Annotated in this window: 16 protein-coding genes and 2 pseudogenes; 6 read left to right on the forward strand and 12 right to left on the reverse strand. The window is 61.2% G+C overall.

The genetic code is table 11. The annotated features are described in order from the left end of the window. Positions 1 to 354: 354 nt before the first annotated feature. A complete protein-coding gene (locus tag IQK56_RS17830; RefSeq protein WP_193901768.1) occupies positions 355 to 1575 on the reverse strand; it encodes a hypothetical protein in 1221 nt (406 codons plus the stop codon). 14 nt (positions 1576 to 1589) lie between these two features. After that, positions 1590 to 2039: a YcgN family cysteine cluster protein gene (locus IQK56_RS17835; RefSeq protein ID WP_003172524.1), complete on the reverse strand. Its 450-nt coding sequence runs from the start codon at positions 2037 to 2039 to the stop codon at positions 1590 to 1592. A 153-nt stretch (positions 2040 to 2192) separates the two neighbouring features. Between IQK56_RS17835 and IQK56_RS17840 the strand changes: the two genes are divergently transcribed. Further along, a complete protein-coding gene (locus tag IQK56_RS17840; protein WP_122309405.1) occupies positions 2193 to 2777 on the forward strand; it encodes a nitroreductase family protein in 585 nt (194 codons plus the stop codon). 42 nt (positions 2778 to 2819) lie between these two features. Here the strand turns inward: IQK56_RS17840 and IQK56_RS17845 are convergent, their stop codons facing one another. From IQK56_RS17845 to IQK56_RS17870, 6 genes and pseudogenes are all read right to left on the reverse strand, one after another. Continuing rightward, the gene (locus IQK56_RS17845; protein ID WP_193862440.1) at positions 2820 to 6335 is read right to left on the reverse strand and encodes an OspG family effector kinase; all 3516 of its coding nucleotides are present in this window, start codon (positions 6333 to 6335) and stop codon (positions 2820 to 2822) included. A 165-nt stretch (positions 6336 to 6500) separates the two neighbouring features. Further along, complete coding sequence (locus tag IQK56_RS17850) at positions 6501 to 7433, reverse strand: D-2-hydroxyacid dehydrogenase (RefSeq protein WP_193862441.1); 933 nt, start codon at positions 7431 to 7433, stop codon at positions 6501 to 6503. Positions 7434 to 7536: 103 nt separating this feature from the next. Continuing rightward, complete coding sequence (locus tag IQK56_RS17855) at positions 7537 to 7830, reverse strand: YcgL domain-containing protein (protein WP_003172521.1); 294 nt, start codon at positions 7828 to 7830, stop codon at positions 7537 to 7539. Beyond that, complete coding sequence (rnd, locus tag IQK56_RS17860) at positions 7827 to 8960, reverse strand: ribonuclease D (RefSeq protein ID WP_122309396.1); 1134 nt, start codon at positions 8958 to 8960, stop codon at positions 7827 to 7829. Before rnd ends, IQK56_RS17855 begins: the two co-directional genes overlap by 4 nt. A 122-nt stretch (positions 8961 to 9082) precedes the next feature. Then, positions 9083 to 9682, reverse strand: coding sequence for a class I SAM-dependent methyltransferase (locus IQK56_RS17865; protein WP_122309394.1), 600 nt, complete (start codon positions 9680 to 9682; stop codon positions 9083 to 9085). A 103-nt stretch (positions 9683 to 9785) separates the two neighbouring features. Further along, positions 9786 to 11155, reverse strand: a pseudogene (locus IQK56_RS17870) (glutamine synthetase family protein). 344 nt (positions 11156 to 11499) lie between these two features. On the opposite strand from IQK56_RS17870, the gene IQK56_RS17875 reads away from it, so the two are divergent. Both IQK56_RS17875 and IQK56_RS17880 read left to right on the forward strand, forming a co-directional pair. After that, positions 11500 to 12273 (forward strand): transporter substrate-binding domain-containing protein, encoded by a 774-nt coding sequence (locus IQK56_RS17875; protein WP_122309390.1) that lies wholly within the window; start codon positions 11500 to 11502, stop codon positions 12271 to 12273. A 48-nt stretch (positions 12274 to 12321) separates the two neighbouring features. Beyond that, positions 12322 to 13161 carry a cache domain-containing protein gene (locus IQK56_RS17880; RefSeq protein WP_150674695.1) on the forward strand — a complete coding sequence of 280 codons (840 nt, stop codon included), beginning with the start codon at positions 12322 to 12324 and terminating at the stop codon, positions 13159 to 13161. A 204-nt stretch (positions 13162 to 13365) separates the two neighbouring features. Here the strand turns inward: IQK56_RS17880 and IQK56_RS17885 are convergent, their stop codons facing one another. Both IQK56_RS17885 and pobA read right to left on the reverse strand, forming a co-directional pair. Further along, complete coding sequence (locus tag IQK56_RS17885) at positions 13366 to 14883, reverse strand: DHA2 family efflux MFS transporter permease subunit (protein WP_193862442.1); 1518 nt, start codon at positions 14881 to 14883, stop codon at positions 13366 to 13368. 66 nt (positions 14884 to 14949) lie between these two features. Beyond that, on the reverse strand, positions 14950 to 16143 hold the full coding sequence (pobA, locus tag IQK56_RS17890) for a 4-hydroxybenzoate 3-monooxygenase (protein ID WP_150761414.1): 1194 nt from the start codon (positions 16141 to 16143) through the stop codon (positions 14950 to 14952). 180 nt (positions 16144 to 16323) lie between these two features. Here pobA and IQK56_RS17895 point away from each other — a divergent pair, with 180 nt between their 5' ends. Beyond that, entirely contained in the window at positions 16324 to 17202 is an 879-nt protein-coding gene (locus tag IQK56_RS17895) for a helix-turn-helix domain-containing protein (protein ID WP_150761413.1), read from the forward strand. Here the strand turns inward: IQK56_RS17895 and IQK56_RS17900 are convergent. Beyond that, positions 17195 to 17371 carry a hypothetical protein gene (locus IQK56_RS17900; protein WP_177411513.1) on the reverse strand — a complete coding sequence of 59 codons (177 nt, stop codon included), beginning with the start codon at positions 17369 to 17371 and terminating at the stop codon, positions 17195 to 17197. The two genes, IQK56_RS17895 and IQK56_RS17900, sit on opposite strands and share 8 nt — an antisense overlap. Positions 17372 to 17471: 100 nt before the next feature. Beyond that, positions 17472 to 18376, reverse strand: a pseudogene (locus IQK56_RS17905) (LysR family transcriptional regulator). A gap of 107 nt (positions 18377 to 18483) precedes the next feature. Between IQK56_RS17905 and IQK56_RS17910 the strand changes: the two are divergent. Together IQK56_RS17910 and IQK56_RS17915 are read left to right on the forward strand one after the other, a co-directional pair. After that, complete coding sequence (locus tag IQK56_RS17910) at positions 18484 to 19350, forward strand: MBL fold metallo-hydrolase (protein ID WP_122309378.1); 867 nt, start codon at positions 18484 to 18486, stop codon at positions 19348 to 19350. 34 nt (positions 19351 to 19384) lie between these two features. Continuing rightward, positions 19385 to 19999 (forward strand): NAD(P)-dependent oxidoreductase, encoded by a 615-nt coding sequence (locus tag IQK56_RS17915; protein WP_150761411.1) that lies wholly within the window; start codon positions 19385 to 19387, stop codon positions 19997 to 19999. Positions 20000 to 20119: the final 120 nt, after the last annotated feature.

Here is a 20119-nt window from a genome sequence, read left to right on the forward strand (position 1 = left end):
AGGCTTTGGAGCGTGGGCCGCCGCGATGGGCCATCCTTGGCCCAGCGCGGCTAACCCGGCGTCCTGCCGGGTTACCCACGCTCCAAAACCTGCGTTCGGCCAGCGTGGTTAACGGGGCGACCCGAGATCAAAAGCAAGAGCGCGGCGGCCTTAGAGCCGACCGGTATTTCACGTCAGTCACCATTCAAAATGTGGGGGCACTACCTCTTCGACGTACCGCGCGACAAGCTGGGGGCGCCTACAAAATCTCAGTTTTAGAGGTGTTTTTTAACTCTTTAAAATCAGTAAGTTATTTTATGTTTGATAAGAGGGGACAAGACCCCTCCCACATTTTGTTTCGTGCATGACGGGGACTCAGCGCAGTAGCTTGCTGTCCAGCACCACCGACGACTCGCCGATGATGCTTTCGGCCAACTGCACAAACTCTTTCGTCGCAATGCTATTGGCGCGCATCACCGCCTGCGCGAGGTCATCCAGGGAGCGCTTGTTATGGGTCTTCACCCGAATCTCGCGGTCCAGCTCCTGCAATATCACCACTGCCCGCGCCACGGTTGCGCCGCTGACGTGGTCGCCGCGCAGCGTGGTGACGTCCTTGCCTTCCCTGGTCAACCGCGCCTGTATCGCCTGGTAGCGCTCATCGGTGATCCCGCCGGCACGGCGCACCAATTCGATGGCGTAGTACTCGCCAAACCCTTCGCTGATCCAGTCACTGGTGTCGTGATCGTTGAAGCGTGCAATCGCCTGCACCACTTCACGAATCAACGGGCTGCTGCCGTTTTCGCTGACCAGCGGCGTGCGGCTGTTGAGGTAGATCGAGTCATGGGCCGAGAACACGCCCCGGCGCATCGGGTCGCTGGCGCCCACCACCAACAACTTGGCCGGATGACGCGGGAACGCAGCCTCGACCTGGGGCCAGACAAAGGTCAGCAACGTCAGCACATCCATGCGGCGCATGGCCTGGCCCTTGGGCGAGGCCACGGTGACTTCGGTTTCGCCCAGGCGCACGCGGCGGCTGCCCAGGGTGCCGGCGAGCATCCAGCCGGTGGGCCGGTCGAACAGGCGGGAAACGTTGTCGATGCGGAATTTGTTCTTGCCGATACGCGGCCAGGCGGTTTCCACGCTCTTCCAGCCCGCCGGCAGTTCGAACACCAGACGCGAGACCAATTCGACACCATCCTGCTGGTCGAGCCGCGCTGTCGGCACCAGGTCTTCGCCGCGAAACAGCGCCCAACTCGGGGTCATGCGCGCTTCATAGCTGCCCGGCTTGCGCGCTTGGGTGAGGTGCACGCGGTAGGTCAGGCTCGCCTTGTCGGCGCTGGGTTGCCACACGCCACGCTCGCCACTGACCTGCCACTGGCCGTCGGCCTTGAAGTCGCTGTAACTGCCTGTACGGCCCAGGTCGAAGTCGAGGCTGCGTACCGCCGAGCCTTGTGACAGGCTCAGGCGCACTTCAGCCTGATCGCTCTGGGGCAGCAGTTTGACGTGATAATCCAGGTCGACTTTCTTGGCGCACCACGCAGGCACGCTCAGCGCCAGCAGCACGAGGCTTGCCGCCAGCTGGGTTGCCACCTTCATACACACTCCTTTTTTCAGCCTGCGCGGAAGATCAGGTAATCCTCCCAGTCGTCTTCGGGCACGCTGCCTTCGCTGAGCATGCGCCCGGACTGGGAAATGCGTTCATGGTGCACGGCGTCGCGGTCGCCGCAGACCAGGTGGTGCCACAGCGGCAAGTCTTTGCGCTCGCTGACCAGCCGGTAGCCACAGGTGGGCGGCAGCCATTTGAACTGGTCGGCCTGGCCCGGGGTGAGCTGGATGCAGTCCGGCACCGAGGCGCGGCGGTTAGGGTAATCGGTACACTGGCAGGTTTTGAGGTCGAGCAGTTTGCAGGCGATACGCGTGTAATAGACGCTGTTGTCGTCTTCGTCCTCGAGCTTTTGCAGGCAGCACAGGCCACAGCCGTCGCACAACGATTCCCACTCCTCCTGGTCGAGGTGTTCAAGGGTTTTGCGTATCCAGAAAGGTTCGACTTTGGCGGCCATGGCTCTACATCAGTTTCGGTAGGTGAAAAGGCCGCCAGTCTAGTGCCCAAGCCCCTTGGAACCAAGCGCTTACGACTGGCGGTGTTACAACACTTGTCAGTCTAGCGGGCGCGCAGTAGCTTTGAGCGCCGAATCGACGATCAGGAACAGCTCATGACACGTGTTGCCGACTATCCGATCCACACCCAGTTCACCGACCGTTGGTCACCCCGCGCCTTTACCGGCGAGAGCATCTCGCAAGAGACCCTGCTGAGTTTCTTCGAAGCCGCCCGTTGGGCGCCGTCGGCCTACAACTCGCAGCCGTGGCGGTTTCTCTACGCACGCCGTGACACGCCGGACTGGGAACGTTTCCTGGGTCTGCTCAATGAGTTCAACCGCGGTTGGGCGCAGCATGCCTCGGCCCTGGTGATCATCGCCTCGAAAACCGACTTCGTCGCGCCCGGCGCCACCGAAGAAACCCCGGCGCTGTGGCACACCTTCGACACGGGCTCGGCCTGGGGCCACCTGGCGCTGCAAGCCAGCCTCAGCGGCTGGCACACCCACGGCATGGCCGGTTTCGACCAGGAGCTGACCCGCAAAGAGCTGAAGATTCCAGAAGGGTATGCGCTGCATGCGGCCGTTGCGGTCGGCAAGCTGGGAGACAAGTCGACCCTGCCGGAGTATCTGCAGGGTCGTGAAGTGCCGAGCCCGCGCAAACCATTGAGCGAGCTGGTGTCCGAGGGTGACTTCAGCCTTTGATCGCGTTGAAACCCTGCCGTTGAAAAACGGCAGGGTAACTCCTCAAGACCCTGGGGCGATAAGTGCCTGGAAGGCGTTGCGCAGCTCGCTGATTTGCCTGTCGTAGACGCGCTTTATAGGCGGTACCATAAATTCCCCCGGTACGCCGTCCATATCGACGGGGTAGATCTTGTTGTCTTTCTTCGAATACATGAAATTGCTCAATTGCGGATCGTTGTGAAAAATATCTTTCGCCTCCATCTGCGCCACGACGTCTTCCAGCAATGATCGCGCGCTCGGCGGCAAACTGCCTTTCTCAATTTTGGAAAGACCAACACCGTCAATCTTGCCCATTTTCATGTATTTGCGGCCGTCCTCAACAATCAGTACGGCAAAGTCATCCCCGTAGTATTTGTTCATATTGACCACCGCCATGTCGATATACCCCTGGGCAGTGGTCAGGTGTGTTGGCCCCATGTCCTTGTAGGCGCTTTTCCCATCGAGGCTTGCATACACGGCCCCCTCCGCGCCGCGGCCAATTTCAGGCCCCAGGTCGGCCTTGACCGAGGCCGGACTACCGCCACGCGCGCCCAATCGCTGCCATTGATCCCCCTGGACATGCTCAAGCAGCAAGTGGGTCTGTCGATTGTTGTGATACACCCGCGCCTGGACCTTACCTTGCGTGGTGCGCGTGACCTGGCGTACTTCATAGACTGCACTGTTGCCAGCACTGTCAGTGTTTCGGATGTGCGACAGGTGGCCATCGGCGGCAACATAAACCCCCTGGCTGTTGCGTGAAAGCCCGGAGATTCTCGACTCGGGCACCTTGAGTTGGCGAAACAACCCGTTGTCCAGTGCGCCGTCCACCCCAATCGGCAGCTGTGTGATCGTGCCCTCGACCGCACGGGCTCCAACCACGAAGTCTTCAATCGGGCGTCCATAGGGGCGCATCGTCTGCACATCGAAGGGATACCACTTACCATTTTGAAGCACGGCGGCGCCTTCAACGGACTCCCCCGCCACCTTGAAAACCCCCGTTGCCGCATCCCCATACTGCTTGCTGACGGCCTTGAGCACATCATAGCTGCCGGCAGCCCCCCTCAATTGGTTGAACTTCGCTGCGGCATAACGAGTACCTTTCACGGCTAACTTGCCACCGCCCACCAGCACAGCCCCCACGCCGCTCAACGGGTTCAAGGCCTCGACAGCGGCAGCCCCGACGAACCGTGCCGCTTTGCCCGCATGGCGCACCGTTGTCAGGGCTTTACCCAAAACCTTGCCGGCCTGCGCGGCCTTTCCCGCGCCCAACGTAATCAGGCCGACGGCATCCAGCGCCAGGTCGAAAATGCCTTGGCCGACGTGGCCGTTCTGAAAGTTGACGATTGCCGACCGTAACGGGATGAGGTTCAGAAAAAACTCGGAAATCGCCTTATTTCTGGCGCTGTCCTGATCAAAGGACGTGCTGCCCCGGGCCTCATTCAACAGATCGTCGTTTTTCAGGTTGAGGGCCTTTACGAACACATCAGCGATCGCGTGGCTGCGCCTGGAGTTGAAACTGTCAGGCTGACCGGTGCCATCAGGTTGTTCCTTGAACTGTTGCGCGTGTTCGCCTTTGTCGGGTTCAAACAGCACGGTTTTCGAGAGGATATTCGCCTCGCGCGTTTGCAGTTTGTTTTCGGTAAACGGCTCCGTTCGGCGGCGTATCAGAAAATTCTGTTTCTCGATGGTACCGAGCCGCGTGTCGATGGTGTAGAGATTGACCTGCCCGCTTCTCGTCGTCTTCACTTCCAATGTGTGCCCTCTGACATGCAGAGCAGGCGGGGTCAATAAATCAACGGCGATTTGGTATTGGTTGGTATGGAAGAATTCCAGCTTGCCGAGTTCCAGGTTGGTACGGTCTTCCAACGGCAAAGTGGCGACCAGTTGCCTGACTCGGCTCTGGTGTCCCTCTTCATGGGCGTTGATTGCAGCGTCGTACGCGGCCTTGAAAGGGGTGGCGACACCCAGTGCCCCCCGGCGAAAGAGTTCACAAAACTTATCGATAGGCAGACGCTTGTCATTGCTGATCCAATGATCTTCGGTATCCAGCGTGCCTCCGTCCATGACGATGTCCAGCATCGAACGTGCGCCAGGATGAAGGCCCGGCCTTCCTGGTATCAAGCGGGCCTTTTGTATATGCCGCACCTCAAAGAGGCTGGGGTCCAGGTCTGGAAACGCCTCTTGCAGTTGGGCAAGCGCCAGCGCTTTTCGACTGGGAATGTGGGTTTGCAACAGGTTGCTGGTGGTTTTCAGTGAGTTCAGGTGGCTGTTATAGGCAGCCCTCACCTGCTCCAGATCGTTGGCCGACGGCGCCTCATCGGCGCTGGAGAGAAAACCGTTCGCAGCTCCCCAGTCCAACAGCGCCAACGCATCAATCTGCCGGCCGACGACGGCATCGGTATTCAGCTTTTCGGCGCCCAGCAGAATCTCGGCATAGCCCATGGAGAGCGTACGACCCGGCGTTTGCGCTTCTATCTTGGCCACTGCCATCGCCAACTGTGCCCATAACACACTGCCATAGGTCACACGGGCAGGAATGTCCTTGACCAGGTATTCAGGCGCCGTCCTGGCCAGCAGCAGATACGCCCCCAAAGGGGCGGTTCGCGCATTGGCCCGACCTTTATCAATCAGGTGCTTACCCAATGCCTCAACCACTCTACAGGCCGGTTGCCCCCAGTAATGAGGATGTGCCAGGTTAAAACCGGCGATGCGATTGCGGGCGGGCGCCGCCTGGGCCTCCGGATCCAGGTCCAACTGGATAGCCGTCATCACATAATCGTTGCTACCGCCTTCTGTGGCGACTCCGTCCAGCCGGGTTCGGATGGCTTGCTCCAGGGTCTGTGCCTGGGGCGAACCGAGCAATTTCTCCATCGCGAACGCTGGTTTGTTCAAGTCGGCGTCGGACACCGAACTACCGCTAATCAAATAGCCCAATACCCCTGCTCCACCCGCGCGCAAGGGCAAGCCGGGTAATCCGCTGGTGTCGCTGTGCAGCAAGGAAATGAGCGTACGCCGGTCCGGCTCGGGCATCGGCAGCGGCCAGGACAGCCCGCCACTGAAGTTGCCCAGGGGATGAACCTGGGCCTGCCTGGACATGGTGTCAGCAAAATCGACCAACGCCTCCAGGGTTTTCGGGACCTGCAGCCCACAACCGAGGATATACGCTTCAAGACTGATCAGACGGTTGGCGGGCAGGGACGGCGGGGTCGGGAAGGACGAGTCTTCACACAGGTACATCATTGTAGTTTTCAAGTGTGGTGCCAGTGCTGCCTGCATCAGGCCCCTGGCCTGGCCGAGGGATAACGCCTCATCAGAAAAGGCGTGCCTGGGGAGTTTCCGGATAGTGTCCAAGAGTTTATCGGCCAGAGCGCGCCGGTTGCAGCGATCCCCCAAGGCGACTTTCAACGCGGATGACTGCGCGAGCAGCGGGATGTCGGGCTCACCGGCAGTTGCTGCAGGCAAAGTATCGGCGGAGGTGGGCGGGTTGCTGGAAATTGCCGCTGGTCGCGGATAAACAACGGGCGAAACGAGGGTGGTCATGCGAGTACCTGTCCATAGTCAAGTGGGTATCCTTAAGAAGGCGCAACCTTGCGCCCTCTGCGGTCACTGGGTGGGAAGCCCCACACCACCGGTTCCATCTTGACTGTCAGGTTTTATGTCCATGACCCGCTGGGAACGAATACGCCCGACTACCGGGCGCAGCCGTCAGTACCCGCGTATAAAATCCACTTCCCCGCGCAACGTTTCCTTGGCCCGATAGGCCCCCAGGTTCTCCAGGAACAACTCCACCATCATCGGCGGCGACGTCGGCGCAGAGCTGTGCCCGGTCAACAGCAAACCCCAGGCGGTCCAGAACGGATGGCGCTGTGGCAGCGGTTCCTGGCGGCACACGTCGATCACGGCGCCGGCCAGGTGCCCTTCTTTCAGGGCTTCGACCAGATCAGCATCCACCACCGCGACACCGCGCCCGACATTGATGAACAAGCCGGTCGGTTTGAATTGTTTGAACAGCGCCGCGTCGTACAAATCGTGGGTGTTCGGCGTGTTGGGCAGCAGGTTGATCACGTAGTCCACCTCGCCCACCAGACGTCCGAGCTGATCAAGCCCGGCCACTTCGATAAACGGCGCCTGCTCACGCTCAGTACTGGCAATGCCATACAGCTTGACGCCAAACGGCACCAGGAACTCGGCCACACTCTGGCCAATATCGCCGGTGCCCACGATCAACGCCTTGCGCCCCGCCAGGCTTTGGCCGGTGCGGCTGTCCCACTTGCGTTCCACCTGGCTGACCAGCCGCGCCAGCACTTCGCGCTCATGGCCGAGCATATACGTGAGCACAAACTCAGCCATGACCTGGCCGTAAATCCCGACGGCGCGGGTCAGGCGGTAATCGCGGGGCAAGCCTTCGGCCAGCAGGGGCGTGATACCGGCCCAGGTCGATTGCAGCCATTGCGGTTGGTGGCCCTGGCGCAGCAACGTGGCCAGCAGGTCCGGCTGGCCCAGCCAGACCGGGCAATCGGCGGCCAGGCGTGACAGTTCGGCCGAGTCGCCACTGGTGAGCACCTCAAGGTCCGGCGCCACATCGTTGAGCAGTTGGGCGTAGAGCGGGTGATCCTGTTCAGCAATCAGAACACGCATGGTTCAAACCTTTCAAAAACAATGCAGACGGCCGCCCGCATCCTTACGGCCACCGCCCACTAATACAATTCCATTGAAACCTGTGCCCTGAAGCACTGACCGATTACATCGGGTCGTTGCGGCGCAGCAGCTCTTCGGGCAAGTGTTCGATGTACTCGTCCTCGGCCGGCGGCATTTGCAGGTGGTAGCCCTGTTTGTCGAGGTTTTCCAGGACCACCAGGATGTCTTCGCGCGACAGCTTGCGTTCCGGCGTCAGCACCATGTCGAACGCGTGGTGCGGCTTGCCGAAGGCGGCCATCAAAGGCTCCGGCACGCGTTCGAGGGCGTCGCTCTTGAGCACGTAGAGGTACATGCCGTCTTTTTTCAGGCTGCGGTAGATGGAGCAAATACGTTTCAAGGCTGTTCTCCGGCAGTGGCCAGGCTGTCGAGCAGCGCCTGGCCCATCAACTCGCGGCGCCAGCCACGCAGCGAATCTGGCAATTTATAAGGCCCATCGGGGTAGCCACTTTTAACCAGGGCTTCGAGGGTTTTCTTGCGCAGCATCAGTTCCGGCGCCATCTCCAGGCGTTCGGCGAACGTTTGGCCCAGGGCGCGCAGTTGCTTGATCAGGTTGGCGGCGTCCACCGGCAGCGGTTCTGCCACGGCGGGCGGCCATTGGTCCATGGGCACGCTGCCGGCACGTTTGATCAGATCCAGCAGGAACTGGCCATCCTGACGCACGGTGCGCGGGTGCATGTCTTCGATCTTGCCCAGGGCGGCGAGGTTATCCGGCTGGGATTTGGCCAGGGGCCACAACGAGTGTTCGCGAACGATGCGGTTACGCGGCAGGTCACGGGCGCGGGCTTGCTGTTCGCGCCAGGCGCACAGTTCACGCAGCACGGCGAGTTGGGCGCGGGACAGTTTCCACGCCAGCTTGGCGTCGCGGTACACCTCGTACGGGTCGACTTCGCGGCGCAGGTTGGCCACCAGTTCGGCGCCGTCTTCCAGCACCCAGGCGTATTTATCGTCCGACAGCTGCGGGCGCAGGCGAATGTAGACCTCGGCCAGGTGCACAGCATCTTCGGCGGCATAGCTGACCTGGGTCTCGGACAATGGCCGCTGCAGCCAGTCCGAGCGGGTCTCGCCCTTGGGCAACTCGATGTCGAGCACGGCGTGTACCAGGCGCGAGTAGCCCATGGAGAAGCCAAGGTTCAGGTACGCGGCTGCCAATTGGGTGTCGAACAACGGCACCGGCAGGCTGCCGGTCAGGCGCAGCAACACTTCCAGGTCTTCGCTGCAGGCGTGCACCACCTTGATCACCGCCGGGTTTTCCAGCAGGTCGGCCAAAGGTTGCCAATTGTCGATGGTCAGGGGATCGATCAGGTAAGCGCGTACGCCATCACCAATCTGGATCAGCCCGGCAATGGGATAAAAGGTGTCGACCCGCATGAATTCGGTGTCGAGGGCGACGAATGGCAACTGCTGCCATTCGGCGCAATGCTGGCCGAGGCTATCGTTGTCGCAGATCCAGTGAATATCGATGGCCACACGGCTCTCCCTTGAAGAATGGCGCGCAGTATATATCGCGAAAGGGGCTAGCGAGCATCCGCAGTGCACTGGCAACCATGAAAACTCAGACAGGAGATGAAGAATAGCCCTACGGGCCAGAGTTATCCTTTCTTACGCAGCACATAGACCCGCCACAGGTTTGAGCCGGGCATGAATTCCTGCTGGTTCAGGACTTTGAAGCCGGCCTGGCGAAACTCCTCGTCGACCGGGGTCCGCGAATTGACCGAGACAATCACCGTATCGCGGCTGACGCGGTGAAACTCGCGCAGCAACGCCAGTCGTCCCTCGCTGCTGGGCACATGGCGAAACAACTCCAAACAGAAAATGCAGTCCACCGCGTTCTCCGACAAACCGATGGAAAACGCCGAACCCTGAAAGGTCTTGATCCGCTTGAGCAGCGCCGCCGGGTGGTGGGTGCACGCGTGGTCGAGCATGTCCTGGGAATTGTCCGAAGCGAGGATCACCCGGTTGATGTGTTCGGCCAACACCGGCCAGAACCGCCCCGAACCGCAGGCCAGGTCAAGGATCAACCCCGGTTCGCCGGCAACCTTGAGCGCCTGGCGCACCAGCCACTCGTCACGCCACGACGCCAGGCGCCGCCGCAGTCCGGGTGGGCGCGTGTCTGCACAGACCTTGGCATGTTCAAGGCCACAGCGCTCGGCGTATTCGATCTCGATGGAGGATGGTGGTTGTGGCGACATCACGGGCTCATTGGGGTTAAACAGGGGGTAAACGACCTTGATTCGCAGCTTAACCAGCGCAACGTGAAAAAAAAGGTCGAAGCCTCCACTCCCGTTAATCCACTCAGGCCTGATGCAAATACCAGCGCCAATCCTGCTCGCCCACCTCGCCCATGAACTGGCGATACTCAGCGCGTTTTACCGCCAGGTACACACCGAGGAACTCACTGCCAAACGCCTCTTTGGCCCAGCTTGAGCCTTCCAGCGCACGCAGGTGGTGAGCCAATCGGTGGGCAGGAACTCCGTGGCCTGGGCGTAGCCGTTGCCTTCCACCGGCGCGCCGGGGTCGCGCTGTTCACGGATACCCCGGTGAATGCCGGCCAGGATCGCGGCAGCGGCCAGATAAGGGTTGGCGTCGGCGCCGCAGATGCGGTGTTCGATATGCCGCGAATGTGCCGGGCCACCGGGCACGCGCAGGCTGACGGTGCGGTTGTCCACGCCCCAGGTGACGGCCAGGGGCGCATAGCTGTTGGTTTGGAAGCGGCGATAGGAATTGGCGTTGGGGCAGAACATCAGCAGTGAATCGAGCAAGGTGCTGAGCATCCCGCCCACGGCCTGACGCAGCAGCGGCGTGCCGTCGGCCGCCTCGCTGGCGAACAGGTTGTTGCCTTGGGCGTCCGCCAGGCTGACGTGCATGTGCATGCCGGTCCCTGCCAGGTCGTCGAACGGCTTGGCCATGAAGCAGGCAGCCATCCCGTGCTTGTGCGCCACGCCCTTGACCAGGCGTTTGTAACGCACCGCTTCGTCCATGGCTTGCAGCGCGTCGGCGCGGTGTTCCAGGGTGATTTCCACTTGGCCGGGGGCGTATTCGGAGATGGCCGTGCGCGCCGGGATGCCTTGCAACTTGCAGGCGCTGTAAAGGTCGGCGAGAAAGGGTTCGATCTGCTCCAGTTCGCGCAGGCCGTAGACCTGGGTCGAGCGCGGGCGACCGCCGTCCATATCCCGCGCCGGTTGCGGGCGGCCGTGGCTGTCGGGCTTCTGGTCGAGCAGGTAGAACTCCAGCTCCGCCGCCATCACCGGGTAATAGCCATCGGCGTTGAGCCCGTCGATGACCTTGGCCAGCACATGCCGGGGGTCGGCCACAGTGGCGGGCAGACCTTCGGTGGGGTGCATGCTGACTTGCACCGCTGCGGTCGGGATCAACCGCCACGGCATGCGCTGCAGGCTGCCGCTGATCGGGTATGCACGGCAGTCGATATCACCCACCTCCCACACCAGGCCGGAGTTCTCCACGTCATCGCCATTGATGGTCAGGCCGAGGATGGTGCTGGGCAATGGCCGGCCGCTTTCATACACCGCCAGCAGTTCATCGCGGTGCAGCAACTTGCCACGCGGTACGCCGTTGTTGTCGAGGATAAACAGCTCGAACATCTCGATGTCCGGGTGCTGCTCAAGGAAAGAGTGGGCTTCGTGCAGGTTGGCGAAATCGCGCATAGGGTTTCTCATACGTTTGCTTCAGGCAGATGCGCGCACAGGCGCGTCATCCATAGGGTAGATCAACGTAGGAGAAGGGCATCGGGCGGGCGCGCATGCCGGCAATGGAACAGCGCCCAGAACGCCAGTATGAAAGGCAGTGTCGCGAGGTAGGTGGCGGTGGAACCTTCCATGGGCGCATCACGGTGATGGAGATGCCCGCAGCCTCACACGCCTGGATAGGCGCGTAAATTCAGGGATGACGGAGTTTGGTTGCACACTGGCTAAACATTCGCCACGCCTTGCCACCCTGCCCCGCGCTGGAAATAATGGCTGCCCCCACCATGCCCCAAGGACTCGACCGCATGAAAGCTCCCTTAGCCCTGTGTGTACTGGCGAGCCTGGCCACCAGCGCCCTGGCCGACCCTGCCCCGTCACGCCTCGACGACGTGCTCCAGCGCGGCACCCTCAGCGTATGCACCACCGGCGACTACACGCCCTACACCAAGCTGCGCGCTGATGGCACCTATGAAGGCATCGACATTGCCATGGCCGAGTCCCTGGCCAAGAGCCTCAACGCGAAGATCACCTGGGTGCCCACCACCTGGAAAACCCTGATGCCGGACTTCCTCGCCCAACGCTGCGATATCGCCGTTGGGGGGATTTCGGTGTCCCTGGAACGTCAGAAAAAAGCCTTCTTCAGCCAGTCCCTCGGCGTCGACGGCAAGATTCCGCTGGTGCGCTGCGCCGATGTGCAGCGCTACCAGAGCGTCGAGCAGATCAACCAGCCCCAGGTGCGGGTGATCGAACCGGCGGGCGGCACCAATGAAGTGTTTGCCCGTGCTCACCTGGGCCAGGCGCAGATCCGCCTGCACGACAACGTGACCATCTTCGACGAACTGCTCGCCGGCAAGGCGGACGTCATGATCACCGACGCCAGCGAAGCCCGTTACCAGCAGAAGCAAAAGCCCGGCCTGTGTGCGGTCAACCCTGAGCGGCAGATGCAGTACAGCGAAAAAGCCTTTTTGCTGCCCCGCGATGACGTGGCCTGGAAAAGCTATGTCGACCAGTGGTTGCACCTGAGCGTGGCGACCGGTGTGTACCAAGGCATTGTCGACCAATGGTTGGCAGCGCCCTAGCCAAGGCCGTCTACGCTCTTGTCACATCAATAAAAACGAGGACGGACCATGAAGGGAATGCTCCGCGTCACCTGGCTGCTGCTGTTGTGTTTCAGTCAAGTGCACGCCGCCACAACTCAGGATGAGGACGCCCAGGCGGCCAAGGCCCTGCTGGAAAAAGCCCTGGCCTATTACCAGAGCAATGGCGACAAGGCCTTTGCCGCGTTCAGCCGCCAAGGGGAATTTATCGACCAGGACCGTTATGTGTTCGTGATCGATACCCAGGGCGTGCTGCTGGCCAGCGGCGGTCCCTCCTCCGCGCTGATCGGCCGGGACGTCAACGAGGTATTGGGGCCGGACTTGCGCCAATCGTTCAAGTCCGCCCTCACGACACCGGAAGGCCAGGGTATCCAGCAGGCGGATTACCGCTGGCAGAACTGGAACGACGGCAAGGTCGAGCACAAGCACGTGTTTTATCAGCGGGTGGGTGAACGCATCCTGGCCGTGGGCTATTACCTGCCACGGGCGACCCCGGAACAGGCCCGGGCCTTGCGCAACAAAGCGGTCAACGCGCTGCTCAAGGACGAAGCCGGTACGCTCAAGGCCATCAACTCATTGCAGGGCGGCTTCTTGCAGGATGACCTCTACGTGTTCGTGGTGGACCTGAACACCCAACGCTACGTGGCCCACGGCACCAACCTGCGGCTGATCAACACCGACTTCAGCAAAATCAAGGACCCGGACGGCAAACCGGTGGGCGAGCCTATCCTCAAGCTGATGGCGGAGCAGGATCAGGGGGAATACAAGTACCGCTGGAAAAACCCGGTGACGGACAAGGTCGAGAACAAGCACGCGTATGTGCGCAAGGCCGGGCATTTCATGGTGGCCGTGGGTTACTACAGCCCCTGAAACTAAAACGCAGTAAAAATGTGGGGGGGGCGGTGGGCTGCGAAGCGGCCCCCCCAAACGTTCACCTCGATTGATTCTGGCACTCCCCGGTGGCCTTGTTGGGGCATGGGCAACTACACAACGCTCGAACGCTGACACATAACCTGTAATGAGCGGGCTTGTCGAATCGTCGTACGCCCCACCTCTTGATCTTCATCGTGTCAGTTACTTAGCGTTGTCTTCCCGCCCGCGCAGCACCCGATTGGGCATCGCAATGGCCGCCGCCAACCCCAGCAACGACACCGCCGCACTCACCATCAGCAAATGCCGGAACGTCACCCCCAACTCCCCGCGCAGTGCATCCTGCGCCGGGCCTGGTGCGGCGTTCAGGCCGTCGAGCAGCACATTGCCAGAACTGCCCTCGGCCACCAGCGCACCGCTGGCCAGATGCGCGAAGCTCGAATCCTGCAACAACGCCAGCAGCAGCGCCGACATGCACGCCACACCCACCGCACCGCCTAGGGAACGGAACAGGTTGGTGGTGCTGGTGGCGACGCCGATGTCCTGCTGTTCCACCGAGTTTTGCGAGCCCACCAGGGAGGTGGGGAATTGCATGCCGGCGGCGATCCCGCAGAGCAGCATGAACACACCGGTCAGCAGCACATCCTGGGGCGCACTGAAGGCCATGCCCAGGATCGCCAGCGGGCTTAACAGTGCGCCACTGAGAATCATCGGTTTATAGCGTCCGGTCACTGAGGTCATGCGCCCGGCGGAATACGCGCCAATCGGCAAGCCAATCGCCAGGGGCAACAAGTGCAAGGCGGCGCTGTCGGCACCGCCTCCGGTTACGGTCTGAAAGCGCAGGGGCATCAGCACTGTCAGGGAAATCGCCTGGAAACTGGTGAAAAACACCGTGCACCAGCACAACACTGCGCTGCGGTTGACGAACAGGTGCATCGGCAGCAAAGGCTCCTGCGCACGGCGTTCGTGCCACACAAACAGCGTCAATGCCACCAGCGCGCAGGCCAGCAGGCCCAGCACCTCAGGGTCACGCCAATGATGGCCCTGGCCGATTTCGGTAATACCCAGCAACAAGGCAGTCAGGCCGACGATCATCAATACGGTGCCGAGGTAATCGATGATCGGCTTGCGCTGCGGCACCGGCAGCCCCACCAGCGTGCGATGAGCCACAAACCAGGCGCCGGCGCCCAGCGGCAGGTTGATCAAGAACACCCAGCGCCACGACAGATACTCGGTCATGTAACCGCCCAACACCGGCCCGGCCACGCTGGCCACTGCGTACATGCTGCTGAAGTAGCCCTGATAGCGCCCACGCTCACGGGGCGGGATGATGTCGCCGATGATCGCCTGGCTCACCGAGATCATGCCGCCGGCGCCAATGCCCTGGAGCACCCGCGCCAGCACCAGTTGCTCCATGTTTTGCGCCATGCCACAGAACAGCGACGCCACGGTGAACAAGCCCATTCCGATCAGCATCATCGGCCGGCGCCCGTACAGGTCGCCGAGCTTGCCGTAGATCGGTACCGCCACGGTCATTGCCACCATGTAGCCGGAGATCACCCAGGCCAGCAGGTTGACGTCGTGAAATTGCGCGGAGATCGCGGGCATGGACACGGCGACGATGGTCTGGTCCAAGGCTCCGAGGAAGATCGCCATCATCAACGAGGCGAGAATACTGCGCACCGCCGGGAGCGGTGGCGTAGGCTGATTGAGCTGAGTCACGACAGAACCTTCAAGCAAGGCCCGTGGGAAAAGGCGGCCCACGGGAATGCTGAATACGATAGCAGGCTATTCGATAGCCTCGTAAGGAAGCCCGACGTAATTTTCCGCAATGGTTTTGCGCCCGGCCTCGGAGTGGATGAAGTACTCCAGTTCACTTTGGGCAATGCGCTGGCTGAAGCCGTCCGCCTCCGGGAATTGATGCAGCATCGAGGTCATCCACCACGAAAACCGCTCGGCCTTCCACACCCGGCGCAGGCAAATGGCCGAATAGCGCTCCAGCAAATCCACGCGCCCCTCGCGATACACCTTGAGCATGATCCGGAACAAGGTACTCACATCACTGGCCGCCAGGTTCAGGCCCTTGGCGCCGGTGGGCGGGACGATATGCGCGGCATCCCCAAGCAGGAACAGGCGCCCGTACTGCATCGGTTCCACCACAAAACTGCGCAGCGGCGCGATGCTCTTTTCGATCGATGGGCCGGTGACCAACTGCTCGGCCAGGCGGCTGGGCAGGCGGGTTTTCAATTCATCCCAAAAGCGTTCGTCCGACCATTCTTCCAACGGTTCTTCGGCAGGCACTTGCAGGTAATAACGGCTGCGCGTCGGCGAGCGCATGCTGCACAGGGCAAAGCCACGGGGGTGCTTGGCGTACACCAGTTCGTCGTGCACCGGCGGGGTGTCGGCGAGAATGCCCAGCCAACCGAAGGGGTAGACGCGCTCGAAGGTTTTCAGTGATTCAGCGGGGATCGACTGGCGCGCAACGCCGTGGAAGCCGTCACAACCGGCGATGTAGTCACACTCCAGGCGAAACGCCTCGCCCTGGTGCTCGAAGGTCAGCCAGGGTCGATCACTTTTAACATCCTGGGGCTGCACGTCACGCGCTTCGTAGTACGTGACGGCACCGGCAGCTGCGCGGGCGGCCATCAGGTCGCGGGTGACTTCGGTCTGGCCATAGATCATGACCGACTGGCCGCCGGTCAGCGTCTTGAGGTCGATATGGGTGAGGTGCCCGTCCAGCGCCAGTTCAAAGCCATCATGCACCAGGCCTTCGGCATCCATGCGCTGGCTGACGCCGGCCTGGCGCAGCAGGTCGACCATGCCTTGCTCCAGCACCCCGGCGCGGATGCGGCCTTGCACATAATCGGCGCTCTGGCGCTCTAGGATAAGGGTCTCGATACCGGCATTGTGCAGCAGCTGGCCGAGCAACAGTCCGGAAGGACCGGCGCCGATAATGGCGACTTGGGTTTTTAGCGTTTTCATTATTTTTATGGCCCGCAAGTTCCACCCGAACGTATCAAGTGAAAGAGTTGTCATTGATCTTATGGCTGACATTTTTCACTTGAGTGCGTGGCATAAGAAGGTGAAAACTGCGACAAACCCTGCGCTTTTTGCCAATTTGGGCGATTACCGCACAACCGTCCTGAGTATCGGATAAAAACCATGACAGACACCGCGATTCCGGTCTTCAAGCTTTACGGGGAAAACCAGCAATGGCCGACCCCCGATTTGTTGCACTGCGAAACCATTTCCCGGCGCAGTCGGGAATACCAGTGGGAAATCCAACCCCACCGGCACGCGGATCTGTGCCAGTTGCTGTATGTGCACAAGGGCCAGGCCCAACTGGAAATCGAAGGCCAGCGCACCACGCTCAACGAAGCCACGCTGCAGGTATTGCCGCCGTTGTGCGTGCATGGGTTTCGTTTTGCCGAAGATGTCGAAGGGTATGTGGTGACACTCTCTGCGCCACTGGTGAGCCATTTGCAGGCACAACTGGGTGCCACGGCGGGCGGTTTGCAAACCTTGGGAAGTTACCCGGCCGGCAAGGACAGTGACTACCTCAACGCCCAGTTCGCCCGCCTGCAGGACGAATACGCCGACGACCAACCGGCCCGGGACATGATGATGCACGCCCTGGTCAGCGTGCTGCTGGTGTGGATCAGCCGCCAGGCCATCCAGCGCCGCCATCCGCGTGCGCCAAGGGGCCGCGAGTATTTCCGGCGGTTTACCCAATTGGTCGAACAGCACTATCGGGAACACCCGAAGATTGAGGATCTGGCCCACAAGCTGGGTATCTCGGTCTCACACTTGAATGGGACATGTCGGGAACTGGGTGGGCAGCCTGCGTTACAGATCATGCATGACCGCCAGTTGCTGGAGGCCAAGCGCCTGCTGACTTACACCAGCATGACCATCAATGAAATGTCGGAGGTGCTGGGGTTTTCCGACCCGACCAACTTCTCCCGGCTGTTTCGACGACGGGTCGGGTTCTCACCCAAGGCGTTTCGCGAGCAACTCAAGGCCGAATCGCCGGCTACCTGAGCGCGCTGAAACTACCGGTGTGCGGAACGCATTGGTCCTGATGGCAGCTGATTGCAAAGGTCGGCTGCATGCGGGTCTGTTCGACGCGGTAGGCGGCAGTCCCGTACAGCGCGCTGGCCAAGGCGCAGAGGGTGACAATCATCAGGTATTTTCTGGTTTTAATGCTCATGGCACAGACCTCTGGACGGATCTACACGGTGCTGTTTAAAGCATAGGCCAGCCAGGGCGAGTTGCCATTATTGGACGACATTCAACAGGGTTATGTCGCCCTACAGACCGACGTCCCACGCTGGCTGTTCCGGAAACCTCACCACCAGGAAATCCAGCAGGCTGCGCAACGCCGACGGCATGTGTTTGCGTGAGGCGTAGACCGCGTAGATATTCATCTGCCGGGGCTCGGCGTGGGGCAGCAGGCGCACCAGTTCGCCACGACGGATGTGGTCGCCCGCCTGGTAGCTGGGCAGCATCGCCACCCCGGCCCCGGCCAGCGTCACATGCAACAGGGTACTGGCTTCGTTGGAGGTGATATTGCCGTGCACCGGCACGGACACCTGCTCGGCGTTTTCCTCGAAATGCCACAGGCTTTTGCCGAAGTACGAGTGGGTCAGGCAGTTGTGCCGGGCCAGGTCTTCGACTTTTGCGGGGCCGGATGCTCGCGCAGATAGGCCGGGGTGGCGCACACCACGGAGCGACAGACCGTCAGGCGCCGGGCGATCAAGTTGGGGTCCAGGTCATTACTGGTGCGGATGGCCAGGTCGATGCGTTCATCCACCAGGTTCACCGTGCGGTCGAGCATCTGCAGGTCGACGGTGACCAAGGGGTAGCGCTTGACGTACTCGGCAATGGCCTCGGCCAATTGCGCCTGGCCGAACGAGGTGCTGACACTCAGGCGCAGCAGGCCACGGGGCGCGTCATCGGGCTCGCTGACGGCGGCCTGCATGTCGCCGCACAACTCCAGCAATTGTCGGCAGCGCGGCAGGGTTTCGCTGCCAGCGGCCGTGAGGCTGAGCTTGCGCGTGGTGCGGTGCATCAAACGCGCGCCGACCCAGTCTTCCAGCTCGGCCAGGTAACGCGACACCACCGGGCGCGACAGGTCCAGGTGGTCGGCGGCGGCAGACTGGCTGCCCAGGTCCACCACGGTGACAAACACGCGCATTGCTTGAAGACGATCCATGATTTGCCCGATTTCAGAAACAAACTATGTTCCAGCATCGCATTTTTAGTCTCGTTTGGTGCAACTAAGCTCTGTGCATCCTTTGAACCGACTGCTGGAGCTGCCCAATGCTTTCCACCCTAAAGCGCTTGACCCTGGCCACCGCCGCCCTGGCATTTGCCGCCCATGCGTCGGCGGCCGACCTGTCCCTCGATGTGTACAACCCTGGCGAAGCGGCGATTTTCCCAGTGACCTCGGTGCTGGTCAGCGGCGCCAAAGACGCGATCCTGGTGGACGCACAATTCGGCAAAGGCCAGGCCGAGCAACTGGTGCAAAAGATCCGCGCCAGCGGCAAACACCTGACCACCATCTACATCAGCCATGGCGACCCGGATTACTACTTCGGCCTCGACACCCTGACGGCTGCGTTCCCGGAGGCCAAAGTGCTCGCGCCGCAACCGGTGGTCGACCATATCAACGCCACGGTGGCCGGCAAACTTGAGTTCTGGGGTCCGAAAATGGGCGCCGACAAACCGGCTAAAACCATCGTGCCGCAGGTGCTGCAAGGCCATAGCCTGACGCTGGAAGGTAAGCAGTTGGAGGTGATCGGTCTGGACGGCCCGCAGCCGGATCGCAGCTTTGTATGGATCCCGTCGATCAAGGCCGTGGTCGGTGGCGTCGTGGTCGCCGAAAACATTCACCTGTGGATGGCCGACACCCAGGGCGCGCAATCCCACAAGGACTGGCTGGCGACCCTGCAACGCATCGAAAACCTGAAACCGCGCACCGTGATTCCCGGTCACTACCTGGGTGCGCCATCCCTGGCTTCGGTCAAATTCACTGCCGATTACATCAAGGCCTTTGACGTAGAAACGGCCAAGGCCAAAGACTCCGCCGCCCTCATCGCGGCCATGAAAAAGCGTTACCCCACCCTGGCCGACGAAAGCTCCCTGGAGCTGAGTGCAAAAGTCGCCAAGGGCGAAATGAAGTGGTGAAACCTCTCACACCTTAACCGTACTGGAGAACGTCATGAGCAAGATCGCAATCATTGGAGCTACAGGCCGTGCCGGCAGCCAATTGCTGGAAGAAGCGTTGCGTCGTGGGCACAGCGTCACCGCCATCGCACGTAATACCGACAAACTGGCGGCGCGCCCGAACGTCACCATCAAACAAGTGGACGCGCTGGACGCCGACGCACTGCAACAGGCAATCAGCGGCAGCGACGTGGTGATCAGTGCCGCGCACTTCGCCACCCTGCCCGCCGGCGCCGTGATCGGGCCGGTGAAGAAAGCCGGGGTGAAACGCCTGCTGGTGGTGGGCGGCGCAGGTTCGCTGTTGCTGCCGGGTGGCGGTCGTGTGATCGACAGCGAAGGTTTCCCGGCTGAGTACAAGGCAGAAGCCAGCGCAGGTGCTGAGTTCCTTGAAACCCTGCGCAAGGAGCAAGAACTGGATTGGACATTCCTGTCGCCATCGGCGTTGTTCGATGGGACTGAGCGCACCGGTCAATTCCGCTTGGGCCAGGATGATTTGCTGGTGAACAGCGAAGGTGCAAGCGCGATCAGCTTTGCCGACTATGCCATCGCGATGATTGATGAAGTGGAAACACCGAAGCACTCGCGCCAGCGTTTCACCGTCGGTTACTGACACAACACGGTCAAAAATGTGGGAGGGGGCTTGCCCCCGATGGCGGTGGTTCAGTTGGAGCATCTTTGACTGACACATCGCTACTCGGGCGAAGCCCTAATGCCGGTCAGTTAAGAAGTC

It is taken from the genome of Pseudomonas cyclaminis (assembly GCF_015163715.1).
Lineage (GTDB): Bacteria > Pseudomonadota > Gammaproteobacteria > Pseudomonadales > Pseudomonadaceae > Aquipseudomonas > Aquipseudomonas cyclaminis.